General features: G+C 57.6%; 27 protein-coding genes and 1 tRNA gene. 17 read left to right on the forward strand and 11 right to left on the reverse strand.

Going from position 1 to position 26,015, the window contains the following annotated elements; all coding sequences use genetic code 11:
* Positions 1–231 precede the first annotated feature (231 nt).
* From ACFO5Q_RS06675 to ACFO5Q_RS06685, 3 genes are all read right to left on the reverse strand, one after another.
* Complete coding sequence (locus ACFO5Q_RS06675) at positions 232–1,185, reverse strand: hypothetical protein (RefSeq protein WP_068153257.1); 954 nt, start codon at positions 1,183–1,185, stop codon at positions 232–234.
* Between the two features lie 39 nt (positions 1,186–1,224).
* Positions 1,225–1,917, reverse strand: a complete 693-nt coding sequence (locus tag ACFO5Q_RS06680; protein ID WP_068153259.1) for a hypothetical protein — start codon at positions 1,915–1,917, stop codon at positions 1,225–1,227.
* Between the two features lie 167 nt (positions 1,918–2,084).
* Positions 2,085–2,372 carry a hypothetical protein gene (locus ACFO5Q_RS06685; protein ID WP_068153262.1) on the reverse strand — a complete coding sequence of 96 codons (288 nt, stop codon included), beginning with the start codon at positions 2,370–2,372 and terminating at the stop codon, positions 2,085–2,087.
* Between the two features lie 137 nt (positions 2,373–2,509).
* Between ACFO5Q_RS06685 and ACFO5Q_RS06690 the strand changes: the two genes are divergently transcribed.
* From ACFO5Q_RS06690 to ACFO5Q_RS06745, 12 genes are all read left to right on the forward strand, one after another.
* A complete protein-coding gene (locus ACFO5Q_RS06690; protein ID WP_068153265.1) occupies positions 2,510–3,007 on the forward strand; it encodes a hypothetical protein in 498 nt (165 codons plus the stop codon).
* A gap of 231 nt (positions 3,008–3,238) precedes the next feature.
* Positions 3,239–3,568 carry a RebB family R body protein gene (locus ACFO5Q_RS06695; protein ID WP_068153267.1) on the forward strand — a complete coding sequence of 110 codons (330 nt, stop codon included), beginning with the start codon at positions 3,239–3,241 and terminating at the stop codon, positions 3,566–3,568.
* A gap of 268 nt (positions 3,569–3,836) precedes the next feature.
* A complete protein-coding gene (locus ACFO5Q_RS06700; protein WP_068153269.1) occupies positions 3,837–4,163 on the forward strand; it encodes a RebB family R body protein in 327 nt (108 codons plus the stop codon).
* Between the two features lie 309 nt (positions 4,164–4,472).
* Positions 4,473–4,799, forward strand: coding sequence for a RebB family R body protein (locus ACFO5Q_RS06705; RefSeq protein ID WP_068153272.1), 327 nt, complete (start codon positions 4,473–4,475; stop codon positions 4,797–4,799).
* A 210-nt stretch (positions 4,800–5,009) separates the two neighbouring features.
* Positions 5,010–5,339, forward strand: coding sequence for a RebB family R body protein (locus ACFO5Q_RS06710; RefSeq protein ID WP_068153275.1), 330 nt, complete (start codon positions 5,010–5,012; stop codon positions 5,337–5,339).
* Positions 5,340–5,637: 298 nt separating this feature from the next.
* Positions 5,638–5,943: a RebB family R body protein gene (locus ACFO5Q_RS06715; protein ID WP_068153278.1), complete on the forward strand. Its 306-nt coding sequence runs from the start codon at positions 5,638–5,640 to the stop codon at positions 5,941–5,943.
* Positions 5,944–5,977: 34 nt separating this feature from the next.
* Positions 5,978–6,343 (forward strand): RebB family R body protein, encoded by a 366-nt coding sequence (locus ACFO5Q_RS06720; protein WP_068153280.1) that lies wholly within the window; start codon positions 5,978–5,980, stop codon positions 6,341–6,343.
* Between the two features lie 78 nt (positions 6,344–6,421).
* Entirely contained in the window at positions 6,422–6,652 is a 231-nt protein-coding gene (locus tag ACFO5Q_RS06725; RefSeq protein WP_068153284.1) for a RebB family R body protein, read from the forward strand.
* Between the two features lie 107 nt (positions 6,653–6,759).
* A complete protein-coding gene (locus tag ACFO5Q_RS06730; protein WP_068153288.1) occupies positions 6,760–7,086 on the forward strand; it encodes a RebB family R body protein in 327 nt (108 codons plus the stop codon).
* Positions 7,087–7,124: 38 nt separating this feature from the next.
* Positions 7,125–7,355, forward strand: a complete 231-nt coding sequence (locus tag ACFO5Q_RS06735) for a RebB family R body protein (RefSeq protein WP_068153294.1) — start codon at positions 7,125–7,127, stop codon at positions 7,353–7,355.
* Positions 7,356–7,415: 60 nt separating this feature from the next.
* Complete coding sequence (locus ACFO5Q_RS06740) at positions 7,416–7,847, forward strand: hypothetical protein (RefSeq protein ID WP_068153296.1); 432 nt, start codon at positions 7,416–7,418, stop codon at positions 7,845–7,847.
* Positions 7,848–8,158: 311 nt separating this feature from the next.
* Positions 8,159–9,265: an RNA polymerase sigma factor gene (locus ACFO5Q_RS06745; RefSeq protein WP_082720118.1), complete on the forward strand. Its 1,107-nt coding sequence runs from the start codon at positions 8,159–8,161 to the stop codon at positions 9,263–9,265.
* A gap of 176 nt (positions 9,266–9,441) precedes the next feature.
* Here ACFO5Q_RS06745 and ACFO5Q_RS06750 read toward each other — a convergent pair whose 3' ends face one another.
* The 3 genes from ACFO5Q_RS06750 to ACFO5Q_RS06760 form a co-directional block, all read right to left on the reverse strand.
* Entirely contained in the window at positions 9,442–10,374 is a 933-nt protein-coding gene (locus ACFO5Q_RS06750) for a hypothetical protein (RefSeq protein WP_068153302.1), read from the reverse strand.
* 40 nt (positions 10,375–10,414) lie between these two features.
* Entirely contained in the window at positions 10,415–14,473 is a 4,059-nt protein-coding gene (locus ACFO5Q_RS06755; RefSeq protein WP_068153304.1) for a hypothetical protein, read from the reverse strand.
* Positions 14,474–14,682: 209 nt separating this feature from the next.
* Positions 14,683–14,758, reverse strand: a tRNA-Thr gene (locus ACFO5Q_RS06760).
* Between the two features lie 199 nt (positions 14,759–14,957).
* On the opposite strand from ACFO5Q_RS06760, the gene ACFO5Q_RS06765 reads away from it, so the two are divergent.
* The 3 genes from ACFO5Q_RS06765 (at position 14,958) to ACFO5Q_RS06775 (ending at position 17,797) form a co-directional block, all read left to right on the forward strand.
* The gene (locus tag ACFO5Q_RS06765; RefSeq protein WP_068153307.1) at positions 14,958–15,689 is read left to right on the forward strand and encodes a hypothetical protein; all 732 of its coding nucleotides are present in this window, start codon (positions 14,958–14,960) and stop codon (positions 15,687–15,689) included.
* A 174-nt stretch (positions 15,690–15,863) separates the two neighbouring features.
* Complete coding sequence (locus ACFO5Q_RS06770) at positions 15,864–16,835, forward strand: mechanosensitive ion channel family protein (RefSeq protein ID WP_068153310.1); 972 nt, start codon at positions 15,864–15,866, stop codon at positions 16,833–16,835.
* The gene (locus ACFO5Q_RS06775) at positions 16,832–17,797 is read left to right on the forward strand and encodes a CorA family divalent cation transporter (RefSeq protein ID WP_068153313.1); all 966 of its coding nucleotides are present in this window, start codon (positions 16,832–16,834) and stop codon (positions 17,795–17,797) included. Before ACFO5Q_RS06770 ends, ACFO5Q_RS06775 begins: the two co-directional genes overlap by 4 nt.
* 68 nt (positions 17,798–17,865) lie before the next feature.
* Here ACFO5Q_RS06775 and asnB read toward each other — a convergent pair whose 3' ends face one another.
* The 4 genes from asnB to ACFO5Q_RS06795 all read right to left on the reverse strand — a co-directional run bounded on the left by asnB (position 17,866) and on the right by ACFO5Q_RS06795 (position 23,011).
* The gene (asnB, locus tag ACFO5Q_RS06780) at positions 17,866–19,902 is read right to left on the reverse strand and encodes an asparagine synthase (glutamine-hydrolyzing) (RefSeq protein ID WP_068153316.1); all 2,037 of its coding nucleotides are present in this window, start codon (positions 19,900–19,902) and stop codon (positions 17,866–17,868) included.
* Positions 19,903–19,957: 55 nt separating this feature from the next.
* Entirely contained in the window at positions 19,958–21,049 is a 1,092-nt protein-coding gene (locus tag ACFO5Q_RS06785) for an aspartate/ornithine carbamoyltransferase family protein (protein WP_068153321.1), read from the reverse strand.
* A gap of 109 nt (positions 21,050–21,158) precedes the next feature.
* A complete protein-coding gene (locus tag ACFO5Q_RS06790; protein ID WP_068153324.1) occupies positions 21,159–22,607 on the reverse strand; it encodes a sodium:solute symporter family protein in 1,449 nt (482 codons plus the stop codon).
* A gap of 17 nt (positions 22,608–22,624) precedes the next feature.
* Positions 22,625–23,011: a hypothetical protein gene (locus ACFO5Q_RS06795; RefSeq protein ID WP_156432087.1), complete on the reverse strand. Its 387-nt coding sequence runs from the start codon at positions 23,009–23,011 to the stop codon at positions 22,625–22,627.
* Positions 23,012–23,218: 207 nt separating this feature from the next.
* Here ACFO5Q_RS06795 and ACFO5Q_RS06800 point away from each other — a divergent pair, with 207 nt between their 5' ends.
* Both ACFO5Q_RS06800 and ACFO5Q_RS06805 read left to right on the forward strand, forming a co-directional pair.
* Positions 23,219–24,451, forward strand: coding sequence for a Zn-dependent hydrolase (locus tag ACFO5Q_RS06800; protein WP_068153329.1), 1,233 nt, complete (start codon positions 23,219–23,221; stop codon positions 24,449–24,451).
* Between the two features lie 75 nt (positions 24,452–24,526).
* The gene (locus tag ACFO5Q_RS06805; RefSeq protein WP_068153521.1) at positions 24,527–25,006 is read left to right on the forward strand and encodes a MarR family winged helix-turn-helix transcriptional regulator; all 480 of its coding nucleotides are present in this window, start codon (positions 24,527–24,529) and stop codon (positions 25,004–25,006) included.
* A gap of 12 nt (positions 25,007–25,018) precedes the next feature.
* Here the strand turns inward: ACFO5Q_RS06805 and ACFO5Q_RS06810 are convergent, their stop codons facing one another.
* The gene (locus ACFO5Q_RS06810) at positions 25,019–25,990 is read right to left on the reverse strand and encodes an amidoligase family protein (RefSeq protein WP_068153332.1); all 972 of its coding nucleotides are present in this window, start codon (positions 25,988–25,990) and stop codon (positions 25,019–25,021) included.
* Between the last annotated feature and the right edge of the window lie 25 nt (positions 25,991–26,015).

The raw sequence follows: 26,015 nt of genomic DNA on the forward strand, positions 1-26,015 counted from the left end.
GGCGCAACCTTTAAAAACTCGAAACTGGCTGCTGTTTACCTGAAAATACGATTTGGTTAAAGAAAATTTACCTAAAATTTGAAGGAAAAGTGCGGGTTACAGCTGGATTGTGGGGAACAAAGCACGAATGAGCAAGATTGTGTCGGCATACCCGCCAGCGCCGCAATTTACCGCGCTTTTCTTGCCTGCAAAGCGGTGGTCCGGCAACCGTGCCGCCGGACCATGTGGTTGTTATTGCGCCTGCTGCTGAGGCGGTGCCGCCTGTGCCGGGGCCTGTGCCTGGGCCTGCGCTTGCTGTTCCTGCGCCGGGCCGTTCTGGCTGGCGGTATAAGTGGACAGGAGCACCTTCAGTTGTCGGTCAACCTCCTGGGCAATCATGGTTCGGATGGTTTCGGCAAACTCCTGCGCCAGAATCTGATTGGTGGATAACTGCTGCCCCGGCATACTCGGTTGGCCCGGCATGCCAGGTTGGCCCGGCATGCCTTGCTGGCCCTGTGGGGCTGCGCCATACGCCATCTGTCCCTGCTGGTTCATGGGGTAGTTTCCTTTCTGCTGTTCGTAGGCGGCCTTGGTGGCGGCCATTTCCTGGGTGGCCGCGTCGCGGCGCTCTTTCACACCGTGGGCGATGGTGGCCCGTTGAAGCTCGAATGCCCGCCGGATTGAATTCTGCTGCGTGTCCGACGCCGCGATGACATCCATGGCCTGATTGACCACGTTGGTCTGGGCTGATGTATCCGGTGTGACGGAAGGTGGTTCCACATGCGGCACCTGATGTTGTGGTGGTGCGGCTGTCATGCTTGGGTCCGGGATGGGCGCAGCCTGCGGGGGCATATGCGGGGGCGTTTGGGGTGCTGCCTGCGGAGCCGCGGCTTGCGGAGCAGCCTGAGGCGCTGGTTGTTCAGGCACCGCATTCACTGTTGGCTGCGGGGCGGCCTGCGTTTGCGGGGGCGCCACTGTCTGGGTTCCCGGCTGCGCGCCCTGCTGGGGCGCTGAAGCAGGTGCTGTCTGCGCGGGTGATGCCCCGGTTGCTGTGGTTGTTGTGGTTGCTGTGGTTGCTTCCGCCACCTCCGCTGCTGCTTCTGGTGCAGCTTCCGGTGCTGCCGTGTCTGGCGCGCTCTTTTTCCTGGCCGCGCCCTTGCCGGACGCGGATGTTTTGGCTGTTTTCTTGCTGGTTGCTTTGGTCATGATTGCCTCCGCTTGCGCCCCATGGCCCGGGGCGCAGAGTTAGCTTTTCTTCTTCGGGGCCGCTTTGCTGGCTCTGGCCTTTTTGCCTGCCCCCTCCTTTGAGCTTGTGCCCGTGGATGACCGGGGCGAAAGCTCTGCCGTTCGGACAGAGGCTGTGGCGGTCTCTTCGGCTTCTTTCAGGACTTCTTCTTCCTCTTTGCGGACCTCTTTTTCTTCTTCCCGGACGGCTTCTTCTTCCGCTTTCACTGCTCCTTCCGCTTGCGCAGCGGCGCGGGCTTCCTGTTCTTCAAGAGCACGGGAATAGAGCTCAACGTCTTCTTCATAGCGACGGACATTTTCTTCAAAGCGGCGCACATTTTCCTGTTCGCGGGTGGCTTCCTCGGCCACGGCTTCGGCAGCTCTGTCGCTCTCGCAGTCTGCGTGGTCGGCCCGCATCAAGCTGGCCTGATAGGCAAGGGTTTCTTCCTGAAGGCGCTCTGCTTCGGCCTGGACAGCCAGATACGACAAATTCTGACGTTCCACATAGCAGCTATAATTCAGGACTTGCTCTTCCTCCGCACGTGCTTGCGCCTCAACCGCTTCGGCATCCCGGTAATAGCCCGGATCGTCCCAATAGGAATTGCAGCCTGCACTTGAAGAGCCGTCATTGTTGGCATCGGTGTTGGAACTGCCCGAGGAAGTGACGACGACTGTCAGGTCTTCCTCAATTTCAACTGTCTCGCGTTCATTCATGGCGTTGCTTCCTGATTGACGGCAAACGGGGGGATTGCCTGCGTAAATAGTCGCGACCAGTGACGGAAATAGCGGAGCCCCGTAGTTGACCCGCCATGAAACAAAGGCCGCTCTCCGATCGTCTGGACGGAAGAGCAGCCCCTCTGTGAAAAAGAAATTTGGAAGATCTAGCTGCCGCCGCTATCCGAACCGGTGTCGGATCCCGTGGGCGGTGTGTTGCTCTTGATGATCTCAATCGTCTTGTCGATCATGGTCTGCTGCAGCTTTTTCATGTCCATGGTGACATCGGGCGGCACCACATTCTGCTTCAGCAGTTTCTGGATCTCGGCGTCCGCTGCCTCGACGAAATCGACAATGCTTTTCTGAATGGCGGCCTCGACTTCCGCGGTGCCCTTGAGGCCTTCATCGATCATTTTCGCGATATCCTCGGGGCTTGGGCTTTCGCTGTCTGCCATGGTGGCCTCCTTTCGCTGGGTGATTTGACCTAAGACGCAGCGGCGGCGGAATTGGGAAGTGAAATCACGGTTTTTTGCCGAAAAGGGCTGAAAGACGTGCTATAAGTGTATTATCAATATCAATAGGAGAATATTCTATGGTTGATAAAAAGTCTGCCAACCAAACCCCATCCGGGGAACCACAAGACCAGCCAGAAGACCATGTCGATGCCCTGTCACAGGAAATCGCCAAGCTTTTGTCCAGTCTTGTGGGTACAGTCAAGTCCGCCTCCGGTGACGGGGAGGGCAAAGCTGGCCAGGAAGCGCTCTATGTGGTTATAGAGCTCATTCAGGCGCTTTTGAATGACATCAAGGCGCATGAAAAACCAACGCTTGCTGACCGCATCCTTACAGTGATTGCGGAATGGAAGCTGGTTATGGCCGCGGGGAACACCCTCGATATGTCAACTGTCTACAGCCAGTCCGAGCACTTGATGAAGAAGCTCGATAGCGTGGCTGAAGGAGCAACCAAAGCGGGCATTGTTGATATCTATGCCTATGGTGGCACAGCTGCCGAAAACGCGATGGCGGTGCTGATGGAAACAGTCCATCTGAAGCCTAAACCCATCGTGGTTCCGAAAACAGAAGCCCACTAAAAGCGGGTAATGGCAAGGGGGTTTATGGTTGGCGGACGAGGCCCCCTTTTCATAGAATAGTCTTTTGGTCATGCATGCGGGCCTCAAAGGCACGCAACACCAGCTAAAAGCTTGGCATCATTTTTATTTTCTCACAAACCTGAGGTTGGGTCGTCGTATGCGGGAGACGTATTCGTGCCCCTGCCGGGGTGCCTGGTCTCACCCCAATTTAGTTTTTGAAGGAGAAAAGACATGGCAATGCCAACCGCGGTGAACAGCCAAATCACAGATTCAGTGTCACAGGCAAATGTGGAAGTATTGGGCAGTTCGCCTGCGATGGGGATGGGGGCGATGTATCAATCGCTTGGCCATTCGACGGGAATCCTGTTTGAAAACAGTGTAGGCGCCCAACAGCAACTGGCGATCGCCGCTCAGTCTGCTGCCAACCAGGGTGTGATCCAGATCTACAGCGTTAATACCATGGCCGGTGCGACCGCCGCGGCCAAGATCGCCAACAGCGACACGTCTGAGACCATGATGTCTCTGATGACAGCGCTCAAAGGTGTCGAAAGCGTCAGCTAACCTTCCCCCGCCTTGGCGGTAGGCGGGCTCCTTTTCTTATCTTGGAAGGTCATAGGCACTGGGTTTGAGACTTGAGAACCACTGGCGGCGCATTGCGTCGCCAGTTTTCGTTTTGGCCCGATGCGAACCGCTAATGCCCTCATTGAGAAAAAACAAACACGCCATGTCACAAAATTTTACGTGCGGCGTCTAAAGCCTGAAAGCGATGTCGGCAAGCGGATGGTACGCTGCCAAGGCGCGTAACAAGGATCAGGTCAGGAGACAGGTCATGGCGTATCCAACACTCGTAAACGATCAGATTACCGATGCAGTCACGCAGTCCAATGTGAAAGTGCTGGGCGACGCGCCGGCAATGGCGATGGGCTCGATTTTCCAGTCGGCCGCGCACTCAACGGGCATCCTTTATGAAAATGCAGTAGGCAGCCAGCAGCAACTGGCAATCGCCGCGCAGGCCGCGACGAACCAGGGTGTTATCCAGATATATAGCGTCGACACGATGGCTGGTGCGGTGGGAACCTCGAAAATCGCCAACAGCGACACTGCAGGCACCATGATGTCACTGGTAATGGCCCTGAAAGCCGGCCAGACGGCATAGGGCTTCACGCTGCCATAAAAGCTGCCCACAGGGGGCGCCAACACTTTGCCTCGATACTCGGATGCGTCCCCCATCAAGCGCCATGCGCGGACCGAACCCAACCAGCCTTTCCCCCAGGCAGCAGTGGTTCCGTGCATGGCGCTTCCTCTTTTCCGGTCGCGTAAGGCGCACCTGATTTTTCCTGTTTTTTTTCGTTTCAAACCTCACAAACACGGCGGCTTTGCGTCGTTACCGCGAGTGCCGCGTGGCTGATATGAAAGCCAGATGCGCAAGCTCACTTGGTATATAGGCTCACAAGGAGAACTCGATATGGCTATGCCAACCCCCGTAAACGGTCAAATTACTGACGCTGTTACCCAGGCTAACGTCAAAGTGCTTGGTGATGCGCCAGCAATGGCGATGGGCTCGATCTTCCAGTCGCTGGCTCACTCCACCGGTATTCTTTATGAGAATGCTGTTGGGTCCCAGCAGCAACTGGCGATCGCATCGCAGGCTGCGACCAACCAGGGCGTGATCCAGATTTACAGCATCGACACGATGGCTGGTGCGGTTGCGACCAACAAAATCGCCAACAGCGACACGGCAGACACGATGATGTCGCTGGTGATGGCACTGAAGGCCGGCCAGACTGCATAATCTGGTTGTGCCAAGAAAACTGGGGTTGCGCGGGCTTCGGCCGCTGCGCAGCCCCATTTTTATGCGGATTTGATTTTCTTTATTTTTTGTCCCGAGATCGATTTTTTGGATCACAAACCAGGCGCCATCGCGTCCATTAGGTAAGCAAGGCGGCGGCTTGCTGAACCGAATGAAGTCAGAAAAAAGAGAGCAACTCGAAGGAGAGAAACTATGGCTATGCCAACCCCCGTGAACGGCCAAATTACTGACGCAGTAACCCAAGCGAACGTCAAGGTGCTCGGTGATGCACCAGCCATGGCGATGGGTTCCATCTTCCAGTCCCTGGCACACTCCACAGGCATCCTGTATGAAAACGCAGTTGGGTCCCAGCAGCAGCTGGCAGTAGCGGCCCAGGCATCCACCAACCAGGGTGTTATCCAGATTTACAGCATCGATACGATGGCTGGCGCTGTGGGCACTTCCAAGATCGCCAACAGCGACACGGCCAGCACAATGATGTCTCTTGTGACAGCGCTGAAGGCTGGTCAGGGCGTTTCCTAAGCCCGGTGTGGCGCACGGGTCTTCGTGAAGTTGTCGCCCGCATGAGAAGAAACAACCGGCTGGTGCGCCACCGGATATCAAAGTTCCGAGTTCCCCTGAGGCCCTGTCGAGCAATTGCCCGGCAGGGCTTTTTGCAGGGGTTGCCTGGCCTCGTCGGATTTTTTTCACTTTTCTGTTCACATCGGTGATCCGCCCGCGTCCAAACCCCAGAAGGATAAAAACTGTTTGGCGGCCTTCGGGTTTCCAGGTCAGTTCAGTGAGGTGCGTCACGAAAACCCCGTTTGGCAGGAGCGAAACAATGTCCGATGACCAAAACACAACGAAGAAAAGCAAGGCTACGACGGCAGAGACCGTCACAGAAGCTGTTGCAGCCCTCAATTTGAACAACCTGGCTCTTGGACCCATCGTGGCGATGGACCAGTCGATGTTTGCACAGTCCCAGGCTCAGGGGATGCTGTTCGCCAACCAGCTGACAGAACAGCAACATACATTTGCGACAGGTCACGCCGCCATGATCAAGCTTGCGGCGGAAATCTACGGAATTGAAGAGCAGACGCTGCACATGCCGACGGGCGGAGCCACGGTCAGCAAGACCGATGACTGATAGCCAGCCCCTCGCATAGAAAGGATAAGGTGCCATGAGTTCAGAAAACGAAAAGTCACAGCTTAGCGATGATCAGATGATCACCAAAGCGGAACGGATGGTGACGCTTGAGGCTGCCGCAACCGCGGCGCAGTCCAATATTGCTGTGCTGACCGCAGGGCCGGCGCTTTCGATCGCCCAATCCGGACTGTCGCTATCGCAGGCCAGCAGTGTGTTGTTTGCCAATATGGTATCGAACCAGCACCAGCAGGCCATCACGAACAGCGTCATTATGGGCAAGGGGCTTACGCAGCTCCTCAGCAGGCCTGACAAGGGCTCGATCAATGTCGATCTGTCGAGCCTGCTGACATACTTCAAAAATCATCCAGACGATACGAAGGGCGACCTGGTCGTCTACTAATGAACCCGCGGGCGTCGGTGTGATCCGGCAGACCTGAAGTCAAAGGGCCTGAAAGAATAACAGGGGAGGAACAAGCCAATGCCAGGCAATTCGGTAAACTCTCAGATCACCGATGCAGTCACCCAGACCAACGTCAAGGTGTTGGGCGAGGCGCCAGCCGAGGCCTTGGGCATGGCTTTCCAAAGCATGTCGAATGCGATCAGCCTGTCGCTTGAGAACGCGACCCAGACACAGGGCGGCATGCAGCAGATCACCAACGCAAGCACGTCGTCAATCGTGACCATGATTTTGAAACAGGCGGCAAGCTAACAGGGTGCAATTTCTTTGTTCACATTCGCCGGACCAGGGCGTCATGAATGAAGTAAGGATCATTAGCTGGAGACGTTGCCCAGGCAACGTGGCAAGAGGGAAGAAAGATGGCTATTCCGACATCAGTTAACGGGCAGATAACAGACTCTGTTACCCAGTCGAACGTCGCAACGCTTGCGGCGGCCCCTTCAATCGCGATGGGTTCGATTTACCAGAGTGCCGCCCACTCCAGTAGCATTCTTTATCAGAATGCAGTGATGCAACAGCAGCAGAATGCCATCTGTGCCCAGGCCGCCGCGAACCAGGGCGTGATACAGATCTATAGTGCCAACTCAATGGCTGCCGCCGCGGCGGCAAGCAAGGTAGCGCAATCGGATACCGCGACAGAGATACTGACCATGCTGGTCGTACTCAAGGCGTTGGGGTCCCTCTAGAATAACCCGATAATAACTAGATAAATAGGTTCAGGACCATGGCAGACAATACACCAGTAAATTCACAGATTACAGATGCTGTCACCCAGAATAACGTGAAGGTGGTAGCGGAAGCGCCGGCGCAGGCCATGGGGCTTGTCTACCAGACGATGGCGCATTCCATCAGTTTGTCCATGCAGAATGCCCAGCAGGCGCAAGGCGGACTGCAGCAGATCGGCAACGCGGTGACGTCTACGGCGATCACCATGATCCTTGGGGTGGCCAAGTAAGCCAAGGGGCAAGAATATCACGGGTCGTCGCGCTGACTGATCACAACCGGGAGCAGGAAAATGGCGGGAAATGAAGGCAAGAAGAAAAAGGAAGGCGAACCTGAAGCACCGGAAGGCAATTCAGATTCGGTAGATACCAGCGCACTGAACCCGATGATTGTCCAGGCGGTGGACTATACCAATTCGGTCATCGGCTCATCCGTCAGTGTGGAAGCGAACGGGATCGCGTATCAGAAGGTGGCGCAGGCAACCGCTTTTTCGGTTCAGGATGCCACAGACTATCTGCGGAACATGATGGCCATGGCTGGCGCGGCCCAGGGCGTGGCGCTTGAGAAAATGATTGAGGCAGCCGCCATTCCGGACACCACAAAGATAGACGCATACCAAACTGTATTGTCCGCGGCGCAGGCTGCTATCACAGCGGCAGAAACGGTCTTCTCAGATGTGGGGTCTGACGCTGGCACAATAGCGAGTGACTATCCCAAATCCTGACACTCAGGGTTGCCTGATCCATCGTTACGCCTGGTAAAGCAGCCCGCTATGGGCTGTTTTTTTATGTCTATGCTTCAAAAACTCTCAGAATCGTGCATTATCGCAATAGTTGAGTAACTTCTTTTGCGGCAAAAATCTGCTGAAGTTCCAAAAAGCTATATAAAAATAAATTAAACCAATATGTTAAATGGATATGGTGTTAGAGGTTCTATGTTTAGAGTGATAAAATTCTAGCTTCACGGAACGCAATTACTGCCGTCTTAGTTGTGCTATAACTGAAATAAAACACAGCAATTCCGGAGGACGGGAGCATGCGGAGGCACGGAGAGGTGCCCGCTGACGGTAGTCGGCGGGAGCGAGACGCTGCATCAAACAAGGATGACAAAAGACTGAACGGCGCAAGAACCGAAGGGGGCGGTGGCGCAAACAGACGAGACAATGTCTATCGGCTTTTCCCGGAGGAGGAGCCCGCAGACAGAATCTCATGGGAGGAAATGACCAGGGGAGGAACAGGCCGCCAGGGCCCGAGCGACGGGTTCGAGGAAATGCAGGCTGGTTACACAGCAGACCCTGAACCACCAAGCCCTGAGCGCCAGCCTCCAGACAAAGAAACCGACCCCGGGCAGTCCCGGGCTAACGGATCCCCGCAACCCAACCCGGCGCTGCAGCAGGCGGTTGCAGACCACCCGATCACCAAGGCACTCGAGGCCCTGTATGGGCCCGGCGGCGCCCCTTCCCCCGTTCAGATTATTGCCGATACCGTCGCTCCCTCGAAAGCCCGAGGTGATGCCTGGCCCGTCAAACCATTAGACAGGGACACTGTTCCCGGCGAGGGCATGCCGATCCGGCCGCTGCCCCAAGAACCGGTCGCTGATCCACTTGAACCGGTCCCTCAGGAAAAACAGGCAGATTTCTGGCAGTTGTGGCTTCAGCACCAGGACCAGCTCAGGAAACAGTGCCTGCATATGATGTCGGGTAATATGGCCGACGCGGAGGACGCGCTTTCCAGCGCCATGCTCCGGGCATCGCAGAAGTTTCAGCGCTATTCAGACAGCATCATGAATGAAAAGGCCTGGTTGTCGAAGCTGGTACATAATGTGTGCATCGACCAGTTCCGGCAACGCAAGCGCACCTATTATCAGGTGTTTGAAGGCGACGCATCGGAACAAGTGGAAGACGCCATGTTCACGGGGCCACAGCCGTCACCTGAAGAAGCGGCGCTCAGCAAGGAACAAATTGCCTCGCTGGAGGTGTGCCTGGGGCAACTGTCAAACAATCTACGGGTACCGCTGATGCTGCGGTGCGTGGAAGGATGGTCCTATCCGGATATCGCGGAGGAGCTGGATCTTCGTGCCGACACAGTCCGCAAGCGCGTGCAGCTGGCAAGGGACTTCCTGCGCCAAAGGGGCATTCGCTGACGTTTCCTTTTGCTAGTTTCCAGCCAGGGAAAGGTGGTGGTCGGACCGGCTGCCGCCTTTTCTGTTGCTTGGTCAGGTTGATGGAGTTGGTGGGCGGACAAGTCCATAAGGAAAAGGCGGCCAGGCATTTCCGGCCGCCTTTCAGGCTTTGTGACTTTCTAAGGGCGAGCGCTGTATCAGGTCTTGATTGATTGCTCGCTTGGAATCCATAGGGCTTCCGAGCGAAGCGTGCCTAACTGTGAAACAACAAACAGGTTTTCCGGCTCTTCGAGTGTGCCGAACAGCTTGAAGGGGTCGAAATCGAAATTGAACACCTTGTTCTTGCTGGCGTTCGGATAGAAGTCTTTGTCTCGATACCAGAACAGGCGGCGTGACCGTTGGGTAAAGCCAGCCAGTATCAATACCGGAGTGCCGCCCTCGATGGGGATGGGGGGATTGGTGAACACATTTTTCGGCAGGGTAGCGTAGATGCGGTTCCCGGCCTCTGCCAGCGGCCCGTCCATCCTGATCTCGCCGTCCTGGGGTGCCGGCGAATGGCTGGAGCTCTGTGTGGTCACAAGACCGCTTGTGGTGACTTCTGTCGGCACCGGCGGGCTGGTCAGTCGGGTGCTGTTGGTCACTACCTGGACCGCCTGAACAGGGGTGATCAGGTCATCGATCCACAGGGTTACGCCGTATAGGCCATCCTCAGGCGGCAGGTTCAAGAGCCGCGCCAGGTCCAGGTTGAACCAGCTGTTGGTGAAAGACTGGTTGTTGGCAGGCTGGCCCGCGTTGACTTCAACATCGCTCAGATAAAGTTCCACATCCAGGCGCAGGCTGGCGTCGCTGTGGCTGGCCGGGCTGAAATAGACCTGGCCCGTCAGAAGGTTGGTGGCCATCACGTTGATCGGCGCCGGCATCTGGCCGCCATAAAGTTCGATATAGGGCCAGCCCAGGTTATAGCCTGCGAACATGGCGGTGGTGTTGCCGCCCGCGCTCGTGGCTTCCTGACAGTTGAACTGCATGTGCGGGCTTGTGGGGCTGGGTTCGATCGTTGGCGAACAACCTTCTACAAAATCGTACCACACTTCGTCAGGCGCATTTGGCTTGCTGCTGGTGCTATCAGTCATGGACTTTTCCTTCGCGTGTGCCGCCAGGCGGCATCATACATCAATATTTGTTGAGGGCGCTGGTGTTCGCCAGTGCATATTCGCGCCCGAAAACGGATTTCTTGCAGGTGTTGCAAACCTTGGTGATTGGCGGTTTTACCGTCATGTCAAACATCAGGCAGTCCACCTTGGCGCGGACATTGTGGTTGTCCACCAGGTCAGCGAAGTTCGTGAAGCCGCACATGCAGTGGGGCCCCTGGCCAATGCCCACAGCGATATTCTTCAGCGTGGTGAGATCGGTATCCAGGTAATAGGTTTTGTCTGACGTGCCCTGATACCAGTATTTGTTACCGGTTTGCGCAGCCGTGGGTAAATAGAGGGGAGTCAGCCCAAGGAAGTGGCCCACTTCATGGGCCGCGGTGGAATAGACTTCATCCCCTGCGGACGGTCCCAACTGTTCCGCATAGCGGCAGGCTGTCATGACGGCCGGTTCCTTGTTCACAGACAGGCCGCAGATGATCTGCAAGTCGATCAAAGTGATCTTGACCCAGAGGTCTTTGATGTTTTCACCGTGCTTGTTCACATTCTGCAGGTCAATTTCCAGGTTATAGCTGCCGTCTGCATTGTCCGTCAGCTTCACCTTGTTGTCGGGGATGTTTTCGGTCCAGCGGTGAATGAATCCCAGGGAATATTTCTGCAGCGTGGCGGAGCCGGGCACCATGAAGCGGCTGCTGGTTGACGTGTCGAAGCGCCGTTTGCCAAGGCTTGCAACAAATTTGTTGCCGTTGACCACGGGCTTTGAAAACCATTGCTCGCGCTGAGTGGTGGCCCATGCCACATGCTCGATGAACATCAGGTTGAAGGCCCGGTCTGTATAGTCCGGCAGCGATCCATCGAGGATACGGGCGTCGATCCAGTCAGAATACTGCGGGGTACGGGGGCTTTTGCTGGTGTAAAGCGCTGGCACATTGTCCACTTCCGTTACATCGGGGCTGGTTGCCAGTTCCAGGAAGCTTTCGGCAAAGGTGTTCTGAAGCTTGCCGCGATTGAACAGGTCTGAATAGTTGTCTTGATACGACAGGACATCGTGGCGCTTCATGGCAGCCACACTATAGTTGATCTTGCGCCACGCCGTGACAGGTTTGGTCTTGTAGCTTACAGGGGCCTTGGTGGCGTCAGCCCCAAAGGTTGCGGCGCCGGTTGCCGCGTCGTCCGTAAGGAAAGAAACCCCGGTGAACTTGAGGCCACCATACCGGCCGATCTTCAGCCGGGTTGATGCCTTGCCGCTGCTGTTGGTTGAGGCGGGCAGGTGGGTATCGAGCTTCATGGATTTGGTTGCCGCGGGTATATCGCTGGCGTTGCCGGGGTCGGCCCACAGCATGAAATCGATTCCAATTCCTTTGACGGCCGGTTCAGTGGTGGCTGTGACCAGCATGTTCTGACCGGTTTTGGCCTCGTCCTGGTTGGTGTTGGCCGTTTGGCTGAAGTCTATCGGCTGGTTGGTATATTGACGCCAATTGTCGATATTGGGGGTGAGGCTGGCAATCTTGACCACTGTTGCAGCTGCCCAGTCCCCGTTTCTAGCCGGCTTGATGCTGTCAGGCGCGCCCTGGAAGGCGGCGTCATCCTTGTCCTTGCGGTCCATGCCAAGCGACAGGTGAATGTCGCGGGCCTGTGTGCTTGGGTCTGATCCGTCAGATTGCAGCCAATAGGTTTTGTCCGACCCCAGGTCAGACTTTTTCAGCGTCAGCGGCTGGCCTTTTTTGCTGACAATCCTGCCGTTGGTTGCAGCGTCCCAAACCGACGCCTTGTCGCTTGAGACATCCAGCGAAATGACATGCTCCCCGGCGTCACCAGGCCAGGTGTCTGTCGCCACCTTGCTGACGACCAGTTTTGCCCGGCCAAACAGCGTGCTGTCCTGCAGGGGCAGGAAACGCCCGGTCTGCCATTTGGCTCTGTCGGTCATTGCCACAGCCTTGATCGGCGATTGGGTGCCGTCGTCACGGAAGACCTGTAGCGTCAGGGCTATCACGCCCAACTGCTTGGTTACCGGGTCTTTGACGACGAAAGGTGGCTTTGTTCCCAGGTCGCTAGGGGGCTTTGCCAGCGACAGGGTCAGGCTGGTCTTGCCCGTTTTTGCGCCGGAAAGGTAGTAGGTCTTGTCTTTTTTCAACAGGTCGGCGTTCGGGATGGTTGCCTTGTTGCCGACAAATTGTATCTCGTCTGTGCAGTCCTTGTCGCGGAAGATACGGATGCCCGCATTGTCGCGTGCCAGCGTGCCGTCGCCTTGATAGCCGATCTGCGTGTCTGACTGGGTGCAATAGAAATGCGCCAGGGTCGGGCTGGTGGCGTTTTTCTTGTCGCCGTCGTCGAAGCCGCGGGATTGCAGAACCAGATCATAGTCTGTTTCAATCACCGGGGTTACGGTGTTGGTTTTCTCAACCACAAGGGGTGGTTCGCCCACCTCATTGATAGTCGCCAACTGGCTGGAAGGGTTGGTGACGATATAAGGGTCACTCGCCTCTGCGGGGGTGAGCTTCAGCGATACCGTGTCCTCTGGCACCGTGTCGCCAAGCCATTGAACCGTATATTCATTTTTGGTGTTGGTGATGGCCTCGTTTGAAAGAGTCACGGACAGGTTATTGCCGGAAAAGAGCGGCCGTTTGTCACTTTTGTAGACGCCCAGAAGTTTGTCTGAGCGGGTTAGGGTCGCGGTGCCCGTGAAATTGCCGCCGCCGCTGGTTTTCTGGGTAATATAGGCGCGCACCGGCGTGCCGTCGCCTGCCTGGCTTTCCGGCAGAATGCGGATCGCGGTGGATTGCCAGTCCACGTGCGAGACCACCTCGGTGATCTCTTTGATGGTCAGCTTGGTGCTGACCGGCTTCTGCACCAGGATTGCGGGCTGGCAATCGTTCACCAGTTCGAATGTCAGCTCGGTTTCGCCGCTGGCGCTCCCCTTGATGTAGAAGGGTGTCTCACCTGTTATCGCGGCAGTCATCAAAGCGGCCTTATTGTCGGTGAAGGCCAGTGGCTTGGTCATGGCCTTGTCGTAGAAAAGCGCGATCTTGTCGTTGCTGCGGGTCAGGACACCTTCGCCCTTGAAGGCGATATCGCCATTGGTTTGCGTCAGCCCAAAGGTCACATAAGGCAGCGCGCCCTTCGCAAGCGTCGGATACCAGATGGTGTCGTCGTGGCTGGCATCGATCTTGGTGGTAATGGTGGGGGTCACCTTGTTGGTCGGCAGAAGCGACAGTGTGGCGCTGGCGGGTGCCGCTGTTGCCACTTTCAGGGGGGCGCTGTTGCTATCGAGTGCGAGCTGGACAGCCAGCTCGCCTGTGGCTGTGTCGCTGGTGGCGCGAGCGTAAAGTGTCAGTGCGCCGTTCTTGAGGTCGCTGTTGCTGATGGTATGCCCGTTAGAGAGCGGAACTTCATCACTGGGCTCGCATTTTGCGTCCTTGTAGAATTTGCATTTTGCATCAGTGGGGGTAACCGTCACCTTGCCTTTCCCGTCATAGGTGGACAGGCCAAGTGTGGACGCAAACTTGAAGTTCAGTGACAGGGGTGTGCCGCTCGCGGTCACCTGCGGGTCTGGGCTGCCCTGCAGGATCACTGGTGTCACGACTTCCGCCGCCAGAAGCTGCAGGGTCTTTTTCGCGGCGGGGTCGTTATTGTCCACATTGATCAATGTTTGTGGGTCGCCGGTGCTGAAATCCGTTTTCTTGCGGGTTGCAGTTTCCAGCATGTCCAGCGTCAGCGCCAGGTCAACAAAGCCCGTGTCCAGCCCTTTGGCATAGACCTTTAGGCCGGTCTTCAACTCTGCGTTCGAGATGCGGGCCTGGTTCTCGCAGAAATCCAGCTTGCTTGCCTCGCTGAGGTCCTTGTTCAGATAGAGGTCGATTTTGTCATTGGAGCGGGTCAGGGTGCCGCCCGCCTTATAGTCCTGATCGCCAGGGACCGGGCTGAGGGACTGTTTCAGCTTGATCGTCAATTCCTGGGGATTGTCGTTGCCTTCCTGGGTGCCTGTTTGCCGCGATGGGGCGTTCAGGCCCGCCCGGGGGTCAAACCAGATCTCATCGGGGCCGCTGATGCTGGGGGTAACGACATTGGGGGTGATAGGCATGATGGCTCGCTCCGCACTGCTGAATTGGGCAAAGGGGCGATTTACAGGCAGCAGGCCGTGCGGCCGCTGGGCCACCCCGTTTGGGGTTTGACGGCTCGTTAGCGGCTTTGTGAAGCCGTAGGACGCGTTTGGACATGGGATGGCGCGCGGACGACAAGCGTCAGCAAGCGATGAGATTTTGTACGAAAGTCAGGGAAAGAAGGGGAAAGTGGTGCCGGCACCAAGATTCGAACTCGGGACCTGATGATTACAAATCAACTGCTCTACCAACTGAGCTATACCGGCACTTTCCAACTGGCGCCTGGGTGGCGCCGTGTCCGTGGGCGCATCTTCTAGCACAAAAAAAAATCAGTGCAAGCCCCTTTTGTATGGTTTTTTTAAGAAGATGTTTCGTGCCGGTTTGGTGTGGCCCATGGGTGGCTTGCCAGCAAACTGTATGGCGGTTAGGGTGCCGCCTGAAAATGCGGTTTCGAGGCGGCAGGGCATGACATATCCATTCGATGAAGCAGGCACGCTCGCTAAAGCCGGGCTGAACCTGCATGCGGTGTTCGAGCTTGCGGCGTTGCCTGAAGAAACGCGGGAGGCGCTTTCGGGTGCGTGCGGCGATATGGGCGCTTACCGGCAGCTGATTCTGCTGGGGCACGGCGGGCGGGCGCTCTGGCGTGCGATGGAAGGCCAAAAGGCACTGCTGGCGAAGAGAAGTGCCGACCCTGTCGATGCCTACAGCGAGGCTGCTGTTTACACCTACCTTGAAACCAGCCCGGCGTGCGCGGGGTTTCAGATTCTCTATCCGCCGTCCAGCAGCACTGTGCCGCTTATCCAGCTTGGTGAGCTGGCAGGCTGGCACCATGCGTCAAAATTCGGAATCGGGATCAATGCCGACTGGGGCAGCTGGTTTGCCTATCGGGCGCTTGTGCTGGCGGACAGCCGTTTTGCGCCGGTGGCCCGCCCGGCGGATGCATCGCCGTGCGACACTTGCACTGACAAGCCCTGCATCACCGCTTGTCCGGCAGCTGCCGTGACGGATGAGGCGTTTCTGGCTGCGCGCTGCTTCGGTCACCGGCTGGCTGACGGTTCAGCCTGTGCGCAGACGTGCCATGCCCGGCTGGCCTGTCCGGTGGCACAGGTGCGCCGCTATGGGCCGGAACAGATGCGCTATCACTATGGGCGGTCGCTCGAAACCCTGCACGACTACCGCAAGCGCGGGCTGGTTTAGCCAACTGCCCGCGTAGGCGAGAGCAAATGTCGTTCCCCGCAAGCTGGAGGGAATTACCGCCTATTCAAGCGATTGTTATGCCTTTACAATAGCTGTTCGAAAGCGGGCGCATTGAAGCATGTCACACGCCCGACAGAATGTGCCTGAGCGCTAAAGGCTCAGGAGGGGGAGCAGATGACGTTTCTTAAAAGTATTTTTCGGCCACGGTCGGTCACCGCAAAAGGCTTTGTCCTTATCTTGATGGGGGCGCTGATTGCGGCGTCATACATGGGCTATCTTGCGCCCGTGGAAGAGCTGCTGGACAGTGAAAAGCTGACCTTCCGTTTCATCGATTTTGCGGTCTCCCCCTATAAGATCCTGAAGGCGCTGACGGTTGTTATCCTGTTCATGTGGCTGGCATCGGTGCTTTCGGACCAGTTTGAAAAACGCATGATCAAGATCACCAGCATTCGGTCCAGCAACCGCGAGCTGATCACCAAGGCCGTGACGCTGATCATCTATTTCCTGGCCACCGTCGTGGCGCTTGACATCATGGGCATCGACCTGACGGCCCTTACGGTAATTGGCGGTGCCATTGGTATCGGTGTCGGCTTTGGCCTGCAGAAAATCACATCGAACTTCATCAGCGGGATCATCCTGTTGGCCGAGAAGTCTGTGGAACTGGACGATCTTGTTGAACTGTCTGACGGCACGCAGGGCTTCGTGCGCCACGCTGGGGCGCGGTACACACTGGTGGAGACCTTCGACGGCAAGGAAGTGATGGTGCCGAATGAGGATTTCATCACCAACCGGGTCATCAACTGGACGCTGACCAACACCAAGGGCAGGGTGGAGATCGCGGTCGGCGTGGCTTATGGCTCTGATTTGGACAAGGTAAAGGAAATCCTGCTTGAAGCCGCATCCGAGCACCCGCGCTGCTCCGCCGAGCCTAAACCCCAGTGTTTCCTGGATGAGTTTGGCGACAGCTCGATCAATTTCAGCCTTTATTTCTGGGTCGATGACGTGACCGAAGGCAGGCGCGAGCCGAAAAGCGACGTGCAGTTTGCCATCTGGCGCAAGTTCCAGGCGGCGGGCGTGGAAATCCCGTTCCCACAGCGCGACCTGCATATCAAATCCGGCGCGCTGCCGGCGGAGGGCAAGGCATGAGCGAGACTTTCATCATCGACGCCCGCTATCTGGACCCGGACCATGAGGCCAAGGCCCCGGAAGAGGTGCAGGGCGAAATAGACGAGCCCATCTGGCTGCATGTGAATGTGGCGGGCGAGGGTGCGGCAGATCGGCTTGCCAAGGCTGCGCCTTATCTGGACAGCGCCATGATCGAGGCCCTTTGCGCCTCGGACACGCGGCCGCACGTTGAGGACTTCGGCAAGGAATATCTGATCATCCTGCGCGGCATGAACTTAAGCCCCGGGGCAGAGCCAGACGACATGGTGTCCCTCAGGATCTGGAGCGACGGAAAGCATGTGATCAGTGCCGAACGCCGCCCTGTGATGGCGGTGAGAAAGCTGTCTGAGCGGCTCAAGGTGGCGGACAAGCCTGTGACGGCATCTGAGGTGGTCATCAGCCTCGCGGTCGAGGTTATCGCCAACATGGCGGGGCCTATCGGCAAGCTTCTCGATGATATTGACGAACTGGAGATAGAGGCGCTTGAAGGCACGCCGGGCGACCTGAGGGCGCGGCTTAACAGCCTGCGCGAACATGTGCTTTATATCCGGCGTTATCTGGTGCCGATGAAACAGGCTGTGATGCAGCTGCAGGGGCTTGGGCAGGACTGGGCCGTGGCGGAAAAGGCTATCCGGCGGCTCAGGCATGCGGGCGACAACCTTGCCCGCCATATCGAAGACCTGGACGCCGCCCGCGAACAGCTGCAGTTCCAGCACGAGGAAATGGTGGCTGCCACATCGGACAAGCTGAACCGCAATATGTATACGCTGTCGATTGTGGCGGCGATCTTCCTGCCGCTTGGCTTCCTGACAGGCCTTCTGGGCATCAATGTGGGCGGCATGCCCGGTGCGGATGACGGCACTGCCTTTTGGTGGGTTGCCGGGGGCTGCGGTGCGATTGTGCTGTGCCAGCTATTGTATTTCCGCCGCGGTGGGTGGTTCTGAACACAGAAAAGGCGCCAGCCGCGTGGCGGACGCCTTTCCCTGAAGCCTGTCCTGATCAGGCTTAAAACTTAGCCTGCAGCCTTGATGTTGGCCTCTGCGGTCCAGCCCAGCTCCTTCGCCTTGGCTTCCGCCAGCGCCGGTACATCCGTCGACACGAAATGGCGATACAGCATCTGGACACCCAGCATATGGTTGATCACGGCGTCCAGCTGCACCTTGCGGGCGCGGGCTGTGTTGTCGCTTTGCGCTTCCGCGATCAGGCCTTTTACGGCTGCGGCGTCCAACAGGCCGCTTTCAGCCACGGCGCTTTCGCTCAGGTGCTCATCCGCCAGCGCCATCATGGCATTCCATTTGTCCTTGTTGATGGTGGCCGGTGGGGCCATGAAGGCGAATTTTTCGCGCTCATACAGGGTTTTCGGCAGAAGGCCCTTCATGGCTTCCTTCAGGACATATTTTTCCTTGCGGTCCTTGATGCGGTGAAGCGGCGGGATGCGTGTTGCCATTTCCGCCAGATGGTGATCAAGGAACGCCGGGCGGGCCTCCATGGAATTGGCCATGTCCACCCGGTCGCCGCCCCAGGTCAGAATCTGGCCTTCAAGCATGGTTTTGGACCAGACATATTGCGCCCGGTCGAGCGGATGGCGGCCATCCAGCTTGGTGCGGTCCAGCTTTTCGGCAATGGCGAAGCCGGGCTTATAGTCAGCCAACAGGGCTGCGCGGTCCTGGTTCAGGACGCCGCGGGCCGTGTCCTCGCACGACAGCCAAGGCTGCAGGCAGCTTGGCGTGAAGCCCACGCGGTCCGTCAGATACAGGTCGTCATGTTCTTCTTCCGCCAGCATGGCGCCTTTGAACAGCGCGTTGCTTTCGCCCAACATGGATTCCCAGCGCTTGCGCTCGCCCGCGTCCATATCGTCCAGGCCATGCAGGAACAGGTCGCGCCGGAAGCTTGGGTAGCCCGCGAACAGCTCGTCTGAGCCTTCGCCGGTGACCACCACCTTGTAGCCCGCGTCGCGGACATGCTGGCTCATCAGATATTTGGCGACGGCAAGCGTGTTATAAATGGTGCGCTCCGCGTGCCAGACTGTCTTTTCAAAGTGCCCATAAAGCTGGTTGGCATCGAGCCGCAGGATATCCTGGTCCGCCCCTGTGGCGGCGGCCATTTCCTGCGCGATGGGCGTTTCGTCATAGGCTTTGTCAGTAAAGCCGATGGTGAAGGCCTTCACCGGGTCCTGCCGCATGGCGGCCGAAAGGCCCAGGATGGAGCAGCTGTCCACCCCGCCAGACAGGTAGCAGCCAACAGGCACGTCGGCTTCAAGGCGCAGGCGCACGGCTTCGGTCAGGCCCTCACGAACCGCCTCAATGCTCTCAGCTTCGTCCTTGGGGCCTTTGTGGAAGTCGGCTTCCGGGAATTCGAAATCCCAATAGGGGCGGTCCTCCACCTGATAGCCAAGGCCCTGGCGGCGGAAGGTGACGATATGGCCGGGCTTCACCTGGTGAATGCCCTCGTACGGCGTGGTGCCGGGCACCATCACCTGCATCAGCTGGTGCAAGAGGCCCTCGTTGTTGAAGCGGCGCGGCACTTCCGGGTGTGCCATCACCACCTTGATTTCTGAGCCGAACACAACGCCTGTGTCGCTCATGTGATAGTAAAGCGGCTTGATGCCGAACCGGTCGCGCACCAGATGGAGCGCGTCTTCTTTTGCGTCATAGAGCGCGAAAGCAAACTCACCCCTGAGGCGCCGAAGGGTCTCCTCCATGCCGAAGCGTGGATAAAGGTGCAGGATGATCTCGCTATCGCTTTTGGTGGCAAAGCGCGCGCCGCGGCTGGTCAGGTCCGTCCTGATGCGCTGATAGTCGTAAAATTCGCCATTGTGCGCCAGAAGCAGGCTTTCGTCTGCGCTGCGAAACGGTTGGCGGGCGCGGTTCTCATTGAGGTCGATGATCGACAGGCGTGCGTGCGAAAAGCCAACACCCTGTCCTTCCATGACTTCCACGCCGAAGCCGTCAGGCCCGCGATGGTGTTGAATAGCGGCCATGTTGGCCAGCAGTTGCGCGTTAACGGGACGGTTTTTCTCTCTGTAAAATATACCAGCAATGCCACACATTGGGGTGCCTCTTTTCTCTAAACTTGGGTCGGGTTCTGGGCTTCAGATTCGGGTGTCAGACCACGTCCATCACCATGCCGGTTCGCTGCACGATGCAGGTCAAAAGGGCCATGCGCATGAACACAGCGCCGCGCGCCTGCGCGAAATACCAGTTGTGGGGCGTGCTATCGAGCGAGGTGGAAAGTTCTTCGCCGCGCGCCAGTGGGTGCAAAATAATGCTGCCTTCCTTGAGCGGGGAATTTTCATCCAGCTTCAGGCTCTCGCCCATCACCTCGAAGCCGTCCTCAACCCAGGCAATGGCGTTGATGTAAACCACGTCCAGCTCTGGCAGTTCGGCGTTCAGGTCATTGGTTTCGCGAATTCGCAGGCCTTCGCGCACCAGGTTTTCCTTCTGTTCGGGGGCCCAGATGTCGCCGTCCTTGTCGTCATGGATCACCACGACTTCCTCAAAGGATTTGGAAAAACGGGACAGCAGCGTCAGCAGGCTTCTGACCGTACGCATGCGGGACGGAACGCCCACAATGCCGATCCTGATCTTGTTTTCAGGCTCTTCTTCCAGCAGCTCAGGCTTCCATTTCATGATGGCATACAGGTCTGCGAGCGCCTGGGTCGGGTGCTCATCCATGCCGTTGCCCGCATTGATGATGGGAATGCGCAGGCTGTTCATCATCTCCATCACTGACGATTCCGCATTGTCGCGCAGCACGACGCAGTCGCCATAATTGTTGAACATTTCCGCCACGTCGGAAAGGCTTTCGCCTTTTGCGATGCCGGTTGTTGAGCGGTCGGTGATCGACATGATGTCGCCGCCCAGCCGGTGCCAGGCGCTTTCAAACGACAGCCGCGTGCGCGTGGATGGCTCATAGAAGGCGCTGATAAGAAGCTTGCCGGAAAGCGGCTTCATCGGCGTGGCGAAGCGGTCCGGGTTGGCTTCATACTTCGCCGCCAGGCGGAAAAGTTGCGTGAGTAAGGGGCGTTCGAACTGAGCCGCCGACGCCACATGATTGTTCGACAGCGTCAGCAAATATTCATGCTCCTCCTGCACGGCGCGCAGAAGCCCTTTTGGGTGCGCACTGCCGTATACATCGGGGCCTTGAGGCTCGAACGAGGCCGCGCCTTCAAAGATTGCTTTTTCTGCGCCTACCATAGCGACTTCTCCTTCACGTCACGCCAGACAAGATAAATAAGAACAAAGGGTGCCACGGTGGTCAGGGCCAATGCTGGCCAGACCAGGGCGGCAAGCCCTGCGGCGGAAATCATGATGTCTCTCCGTTGGATTGAGGGGAGTGCGAGCCCGTCAGAAGGGCCCAATCGAATGTTGGTTTGGTGCGGATCGCAAGCAGCATCACCAGCATCGAGACGGCAGCGGACACAAGCGCCGCGACATAGAAACCGATTGTGAAATAAGCGATCAGCCCGCTTCCCGTGCCCAGAACCATGGCAGCGGACGCCAGCACGCCGTTGCCGCGCCGGTTCAGAAGCCCCACGGCGATGGGCCAGATGGTGCTGGCGACAAAAGCGCCGGTGAAATGCAGCAGCGAGCCAAGCGTTGCCATCTTTGGCACGCTCAGGATCCAGGTGACGGCGCCAAGGCCAAGCACGATCCAGACGGCAGCTTTCCTGAGTTCCGCGTCGGTTGCGTTCTTGCGGATATGGCCTTTGTAGATGTCCTTTACGATCAGGTCGCTGGTGGCTGCCAAGACGCTGTCGAGGCTGGAGGCAAGGGCGGCGAACACCACCACAAACACCAGGATTGCGCCGGCAAGGCCAAACAGTTTCCCGGCCACAAGCGGCGCTACCATGTCAGGTGACGGTACATTGATGCCAAGGGCGGGGGCTGCAAGCGCGATAAAGCCCGCCACAACCGGGATCGGCAGCCAGAAGAGGCCCGCCAGCGCATAGGCGCGGAAGCCCACGCCGGGCGCAAACGCGAAGGCGCGAGACCACCAGACGTTCGAATGGAAAATCTCGCCTACCCCGAAGAATAGGTTGTTAAAGAGGAACATGATGGACGCCGGCAGCAGCAGGTTCAGCAGCTCTGGCCGTTCGGCTTCAAGCTGTGCGTGGATGGCGTCGAACCCCACTTCGTTGATCACGAGGACCGCGAGGATCACAACGCCAACAAGGATCAGGATGGTCTGGACAAAGTCTGTCCCGATCACGGCCTTGAGCCCGCCGAAGACGGTATAGAGCGTACAGACCACCACGATCACGGTCATGCCGTAAGCATAGGGAATACCAGCAAGCGCATTGATCAAAAGCCCGCCTGCCATGCCAAGGCTGATCAGCCAGCCCAGGCTGTAGAAAAAGCTGATCACCAGGAAAATCCGCCAGGCCGTATTGCCATAGCGCAGGCGGATGAAATCACCGCTGGTGAAGCCGTGCGGCATCATGGTGCGGATACGGCGGGCAAGCGGTGCAAACAGCATCAGGCCCACGGCACCAAGGCTGTAGCCCACCATGCCCCAGATGCCCAGCTGGTAGGCCAGTTGCGGCGCGGTCATTGTGGTGTTTGACGTGACCCATGTGGCCATGGCGGTGGCCACGGCAAAGCCCATCCCGACTTTCCGGCCCGCCAGCATATAGTCATCAAGCGTGTCGTTCTTGCGCCCGAGCCACCAACCAAGCCAGACCCAAAGAAGGGAGAAGGCTGCGATGATGAACCAGGCAATAGAGGCGGGCATGACGGTATCTGTATTAAGCATATTGGGATTCCCGGGCCTTAGGCTGCGGTCTGATTCTCATGGGCATCTACGTCACGCCCGCCTTTGATGAGCAGGACAGTGAGCGCGATGAACATTGCGGCACCAATGGCAAAAAAGGCCCAGGCGCGCGCCAGGGGATGGTGCTCCACCGTTACAACAACAGGGGCGCCAACGCTGGCGCCGTCCGCTGTCAGCTGAAACTCATAGGTGCCGTCGGGCCGCCCGCTCAGCGTCGTGGCCCGGTCACCACCCGTATACAGAGTGCGCCAACCTTGGCTTGTTTTTTCTTTGAGTTCGAAGGTGTTCCCTGCCGCGTCAGGCCAGGCCAGTGTGACATATCCCGCGTTGGTGCCATCGTCAGCGATGGTGAGTCCAGCAGCAATAGCGGATGAATTCGGGACCAAGATAGCGGCCAGAATTATTATAGCACGAAATAGCATGTCGGGATTTTTTCTGAAGACCTTCTTTTAAAACACGGTTTTATATCGGTTTATAGCGTTTCAGTGTGAAGACACTAGTTTATAAATGTTTTGAATTCAAATCAAATATATTTAAGATCAGCCCAACCGGTCGCGGATGCCGCCGGTTCAGTGAAACAGAAAGGATAATGAATGCCAAATATTTCAGTTCAAAGAATTGAAGATGATCTGCTCGCGCTTGCCAAGTTCGGCTTCAACGAGGCAGACAAAGGCATTTACCGGCAGGGTTTCACCGATATCGATATGGAGGCCCGCGCCTGGGTCATGAAGAAAATGGATGGCCTGGGGATGACCACCCGCATGGATGGGGCTGGCAATATCATCGGGCGGTATGGCCCGGCTGACAAGCCGGCTGTGATGGTGGGCTCGCACCTGGACAGCGTGCCGGCGGGCGGCATTTTTGACGGTTCGCTGGGCGTGATGGCCGGTATTGAATGCATCCGCGTTATCCAGGAAAATGATATCAAGCTCGATTATCCGGTAGAGATTGTCGGCACCAGCGAAGAAGAAGGGCGCTTTGGCGGCATGCTGGGTGCGCAGGCGCTGGCGGGCTGCCTGACGCCGGACTGGCTGGACAGCGCGCGCGACGCGGGCGGTGTTCTGCTGAAGGACGCGATGGCCGCACATGGGCTCAACCATCTGGATGCGCTGCATGCCTACCGGGATAAATCAGATCTCAAGGCCTTTATTGAATTGCATGTGGAGCAGGGCCCCGTATTGGAAGCGAGCGACAAGTCCATCGGCGTGGTTGAAGGCATCTCGGGTGTATTCAAATGGATGGTAAGGCTGATCGGCAAGGCGGACCATGCCGGCACCGCCCCAATGGACATGCGCTCTGACGCCTTCCTGGGGCTGGCGGACTTCGCCCATGAGATCCAGCGAATCATCGACGAAGAGGGCACAGACCGGTCGCGCATCACCATCGGGCACGTGGAGTTGAAGCCCGGTTTTCCCCATACTGTGCCGGGGGAGGTGGATTTTACCATCGTGGGCCGGGACCTGGATGCGGATGTCATGAAGGGGCTGGCAAATGCCTGCCAAAGGGTATTGTCCGCTATCGCGCGCAAACACCGCCTGAAATTTGAATATGAGCAAATGAGCTGGCTGGAGCCGCAATATTGCTCGGAAAAGATTGTCGACATGATTGACGCGCACGCCAAGAAGCGCGGGTACAGCCATTTGCGCATGCCTTCCGGCGCGGGGCATGACGTGCAGTTTCTGGCACGTGTAACCCATGCCGGGCTGATTTTTGTGCCCAGCGTCAATGGTGTCTCTCACGCACCGGATGAATGGACCCACTGGGTAGATGTGGAACGTGGGGCGAACCTTCTTCTGGACTGTGTGATCGATCTGGCGACTGACTAGGAGGGAGCAATGGATTGCACTGGAAGGAAATTACCGTTACATCGTCAATCTGACAGCAATTTGCGCGAGCAGCTTATGAGCGATTACGACGATATCCTGGTTTCCATCCGCCGGATCACCCGGGCGATTGATTTGCAGTCGAAGCAACTGGTCAAACAGACCGGGCTGACGGCACCCCAACTGGTGGTGATGATGGCCATCCGCAAGGAGGGCCGGGCGTCTCCCAGCACTGTGGCGCGCGAAGTTGCGCTCAGCCAGGCAACCATCACGTCGATCCTTGACCGGCTGGAAAAAGCAGGGCTTGTGCGGCGGGAGCGCAGCGAAAGCGACAAGCGCATTGTCTATGCCTGCTTGACTGCCGACGGCCAGAAGCGCCTGGAGGAAGCGCCGGAGCTTCTGCAGGCAGGATTCCTGCGGCAGTATAGGAAGCTTGAAGACTGGGAGCGCACGATGCTCGTATCATCGCTGCAGCGGGTTGCCGCCATGATGGATGCGAAAGACCTGGATGCCTCCCCGATCCTCGATATTGGCGAGATTGTGCAAAGCGACAAATAGTCGGGGCTTTGCCTAACCCTCTCGCCACTCGGACAGGAAACTACTGCTGGCCTCAAGCCACTTGCGCGGCGGCGTGTCCGTGAAAAGCTCAGCGAGCCCTGTTAGGGCGTCGGCATCACCCGCCAGCTTTTCCACAAGCAACCAACGGTCCCATTCCTGCCCGATGGACCAGTCGGGCGAGGACAGGCGCGCTTCGGGCAGCCTGTAGTGATAGGTGGGGCGTGGTTTGATCCTGGGATCGTTCACCCTTTTCCTGACGCGCTCTTCATCCAGGTGGGCAAAAAGCGGCAGCATGTCCAGTTCCCGGTTTCGGGTGGCATTCTCATCCAGATAATCGTCAATCAGCTGGTTTAGGTCCGGCGTATAGTCCGCCCGCGTGGCATGCTTTACATAGGACACGGGAAACGGATCGATATAAGGCAGGGCCTTGCGGGCCAGGTCTATGCCGATCTGGTCCCTTAGCCATGCAGACATCAGCATATAGGCCTTGAAGGTTGGCAATATGGCTGCCACGTCCTTGCCTGTCACTTCAGGGTTGAGGTGCAGCCCGAAAGCAAAAAGCGGGCTGCCGGAACTGTCCTTTGCGCCTGCCTGCCTGAGGGCGTCGACCAACTTGTCCATGCCCGGCAAGCTGCTGACGGGAATAGGCGGGCTGACAATCTCCGTGGGCACGAGGCCTTCGCTGGCGCTGCCGATGAGGCGTCTGATTTCAATGCCCAGCTCTTCGCTTGCGGCCTCCAGCGCCTCCTGCAGGGGATTGTTGCCAGCCTTGACGAACTGCGTGTCCAGCTCGACATCGATATCGCCCAGTTCGGTTTCTTCCACTGTCCAGAAATAGAGGTCTGTCTGCTTTGGTTCTCCGCCCAGCGCGCTGGCAACCACGTCGGCCGCCTGATCTGGCGTCAGCCCGGCAAACTCGATTTCCACGCCTATCTTGCGAGAGGATTTTTCGCCTGTGTCGTTCGGTGCAGCGGACTTGTTCATGGGCGCGTGCGGGTGCTCCTTTTGG

Origin of the sequence: Kordiimonas lipolytica, from assembly GCF_042651265.1 — a bacterium.
GTDB lineage: Bacteria > Pseudomonadota > Alphaproteobacteria > Sphingomonadales > Kordiimonadaceae > Kordiimonas > Kordiimonas lipolytica.

Excerpts from the sequence above, each read along its gene's own strand:
- ACFO5Q_RS06685 (WP_068153262.1), bottom strand. The coding sequence starts at position 2,372 with ATGGCAGACAGCGAAAGCCCAAGCCCCGAGGATATCGCGAAAATGATC.
- ACFO5Q_RS06755 (WP_068153304.1), bottom strand. The coding sequence starts at position 14,473 with ATGCCTATCACCCCCAATGTCGTTACCCCCAGCATCAGCGGCCCCGAT.
- ACFO5Q_RS06700 (WP_068153269.1), top strand. The coding sequence starts at position 3,837 with ATGGCGTATCCAACACTCGTAAACGATCAGATTACCGATGCAGTCACG.
- ACFO5Q_RS06690 (WP_068153265.1), top strand. The coding sequence starts at position 2,510 with ATGGTTGATAAAAAGTCTGCCAACCAAACCCCATCCGGGGAACCACAA.
- ACFO5Q_RS06730 (WP_068153288.1), top strand. The coding sequence starts at position 6,760 with ATGGCTATTCCGACATCAGTTAACGGGCAGATAACAGACTCTGTTACC.
- ACFO5Q_RS06725 (WP_068153284.1), top strand. The coding sequence starts at position 6,422 with ATGCCAGGCAATTCGGTAAACTCTCAGATCACCGATGCAGTCACCCAG.
- ACFO5Q_RS06790 (WP_068153324.1), bottom strand. The coding sequence starts at position 22,607 with ATGCTTAATACAGATACCGTCATGCCCGCCTCTATTGCCTGGTTCATC.
- ACFO5Q_RS06750 (WP_068153302.1), bottom strand. The coding sequence starts at position 10,374 with ATGACTGATAGCACCAGCAGCAAGCCAAATGCGCCTGACGAAGTGTGG.
- ACFO5Q_RS06740 (WP_068153296.1), top strand. The coding sequence starts at position 7,416 with ATGGCGGGAAATGAAGGCAAGAAGAAAAAGGAAGGCGAACCTGAAGCA.
- ACFO5Q_RS06785 (WP_068153321.1), bottom strand. The coding sequence starts at position 21,049 with ATGGTAGGCGCAGAAAAAGCAATCTTTGAAGGCGCGGCCTCGTTCGAG.
- ACFO5Q_RS06745 (WP_082720118.1), top strand. The coding sequence starts at position 8,159 with ATGCGGAGGCACGGAGAGGTGCCCGCTGACGGTAGTCGGCGGGAGCGA.
- ACFO5Q_RS06805 (WP_068153521.1), top strand. The coding sequence starts at position 24,527 with ATGAGCGATTACGACGATATCCTGGTTTCCATCCGCCGGATCACCCGG.
- ACFO5Q_RS06765 (WP_068153307.1), top strand. The coding sequence starts at position 14,958 with ATGACATATCCATTCGATGAAGCAGGCACGCTCGCTAAAGCCGGGCTG.
- ACFO5Q_RS06715 (WP_068153278.1), top strand. The coding sequence starts at position 5,638 with ATGTCCGATGACCAAAACACAACGAAGAAAAGCAAGGCTACGACGGCA.
- ACFO5Q_RS06710 (WP_068153275.1), top strand. The coding sequence starts at position 5,010 with ATGGCTATGCCAACCCCCGTGAACGGCCAAATTACTGACGCAGTAACC.
- asnB (WP_068153316.1), bottom strand. The coding sequence starts at position 19,902 with ATGTGTGGCATTGCTGGTATATTTTACAGAGAGAAAAACCGTCCCGTT.
- ACFO5Q_RS06775 (WP_068153313.1), top strand. The coding sequence starts at position 16,832 with ATGAGCGAGACTTTCATCATCGACGCCCGCTATCTGGACCCGGACCAT.
- ACFO5Q_RS06695 (WP_068153267.1), top strand. The coding sequence starts at position 3,239 with ATGGCAATGCCAACCGCGGTGAACAGCCAAATCACAGATTCAGTGTCA.
- ACFO5Q_RS06735 (WP_068153294.1), top strand. The coding sequence starts at position 7,125 with ATGGCAGACAATACACCAGTAAATTCACAGATTACAGATGCTGTCACC.
- ACFO5Q_RS06810 (WP_068153332.1), bottom strand. The coding sequence starts at position 25,990 with ATGAACAAGTCCGCTGCACCGAACGACACAGGCGAAAAATCCTCTCGC.
- ACFO5Q_RS06675 (WP_068153257.1), bottom strand. The coding sequence starts at position 1,185 with ATGACCAAAGCAACCAGCAAGAAAACAGCCAAAACATCCGCGTCCGGC.
- ACFO5Q_RS06680 (WP_068153259.1), bottom strand. The coding sequence starts at position 1,917 with ATGAATGAACGCGAGACAGTTGAAATTGAGGAAGACCTGACAGTCGTC.
- ACFO5Q_RS06720 (WP_068153280.1), top strand. The coding sequence starts at position 5,978 with ATGAGTTCAGAAAACGAAAAGTCACAGCTTAGCGATGATCAGATGATC.
- ACFO5Q_RS06800 (WP_068153329.1), top strand. The coding sequence starts at position 23,219 with ATGCCAAATATTTCAGTTCAAAGAATTGAAGATGATCTGCTCGCGCTT.
- ACFO5Q_RS06705 (WP_068153272.1), top strand. The coding sequence starts at position 4,473 with ATGGCTATGCCAACCCCCGTAAACGGTCAAATTACTGACGCTGTTACC.
- ACFO5Q_RS06770 (WP_068153310.1), top strand. The coding sequence starts at position 15,864 with ATGACGTTTCTTAAAAGTATTTTTCGGCCACGGTCGGTCACCGCAAAA.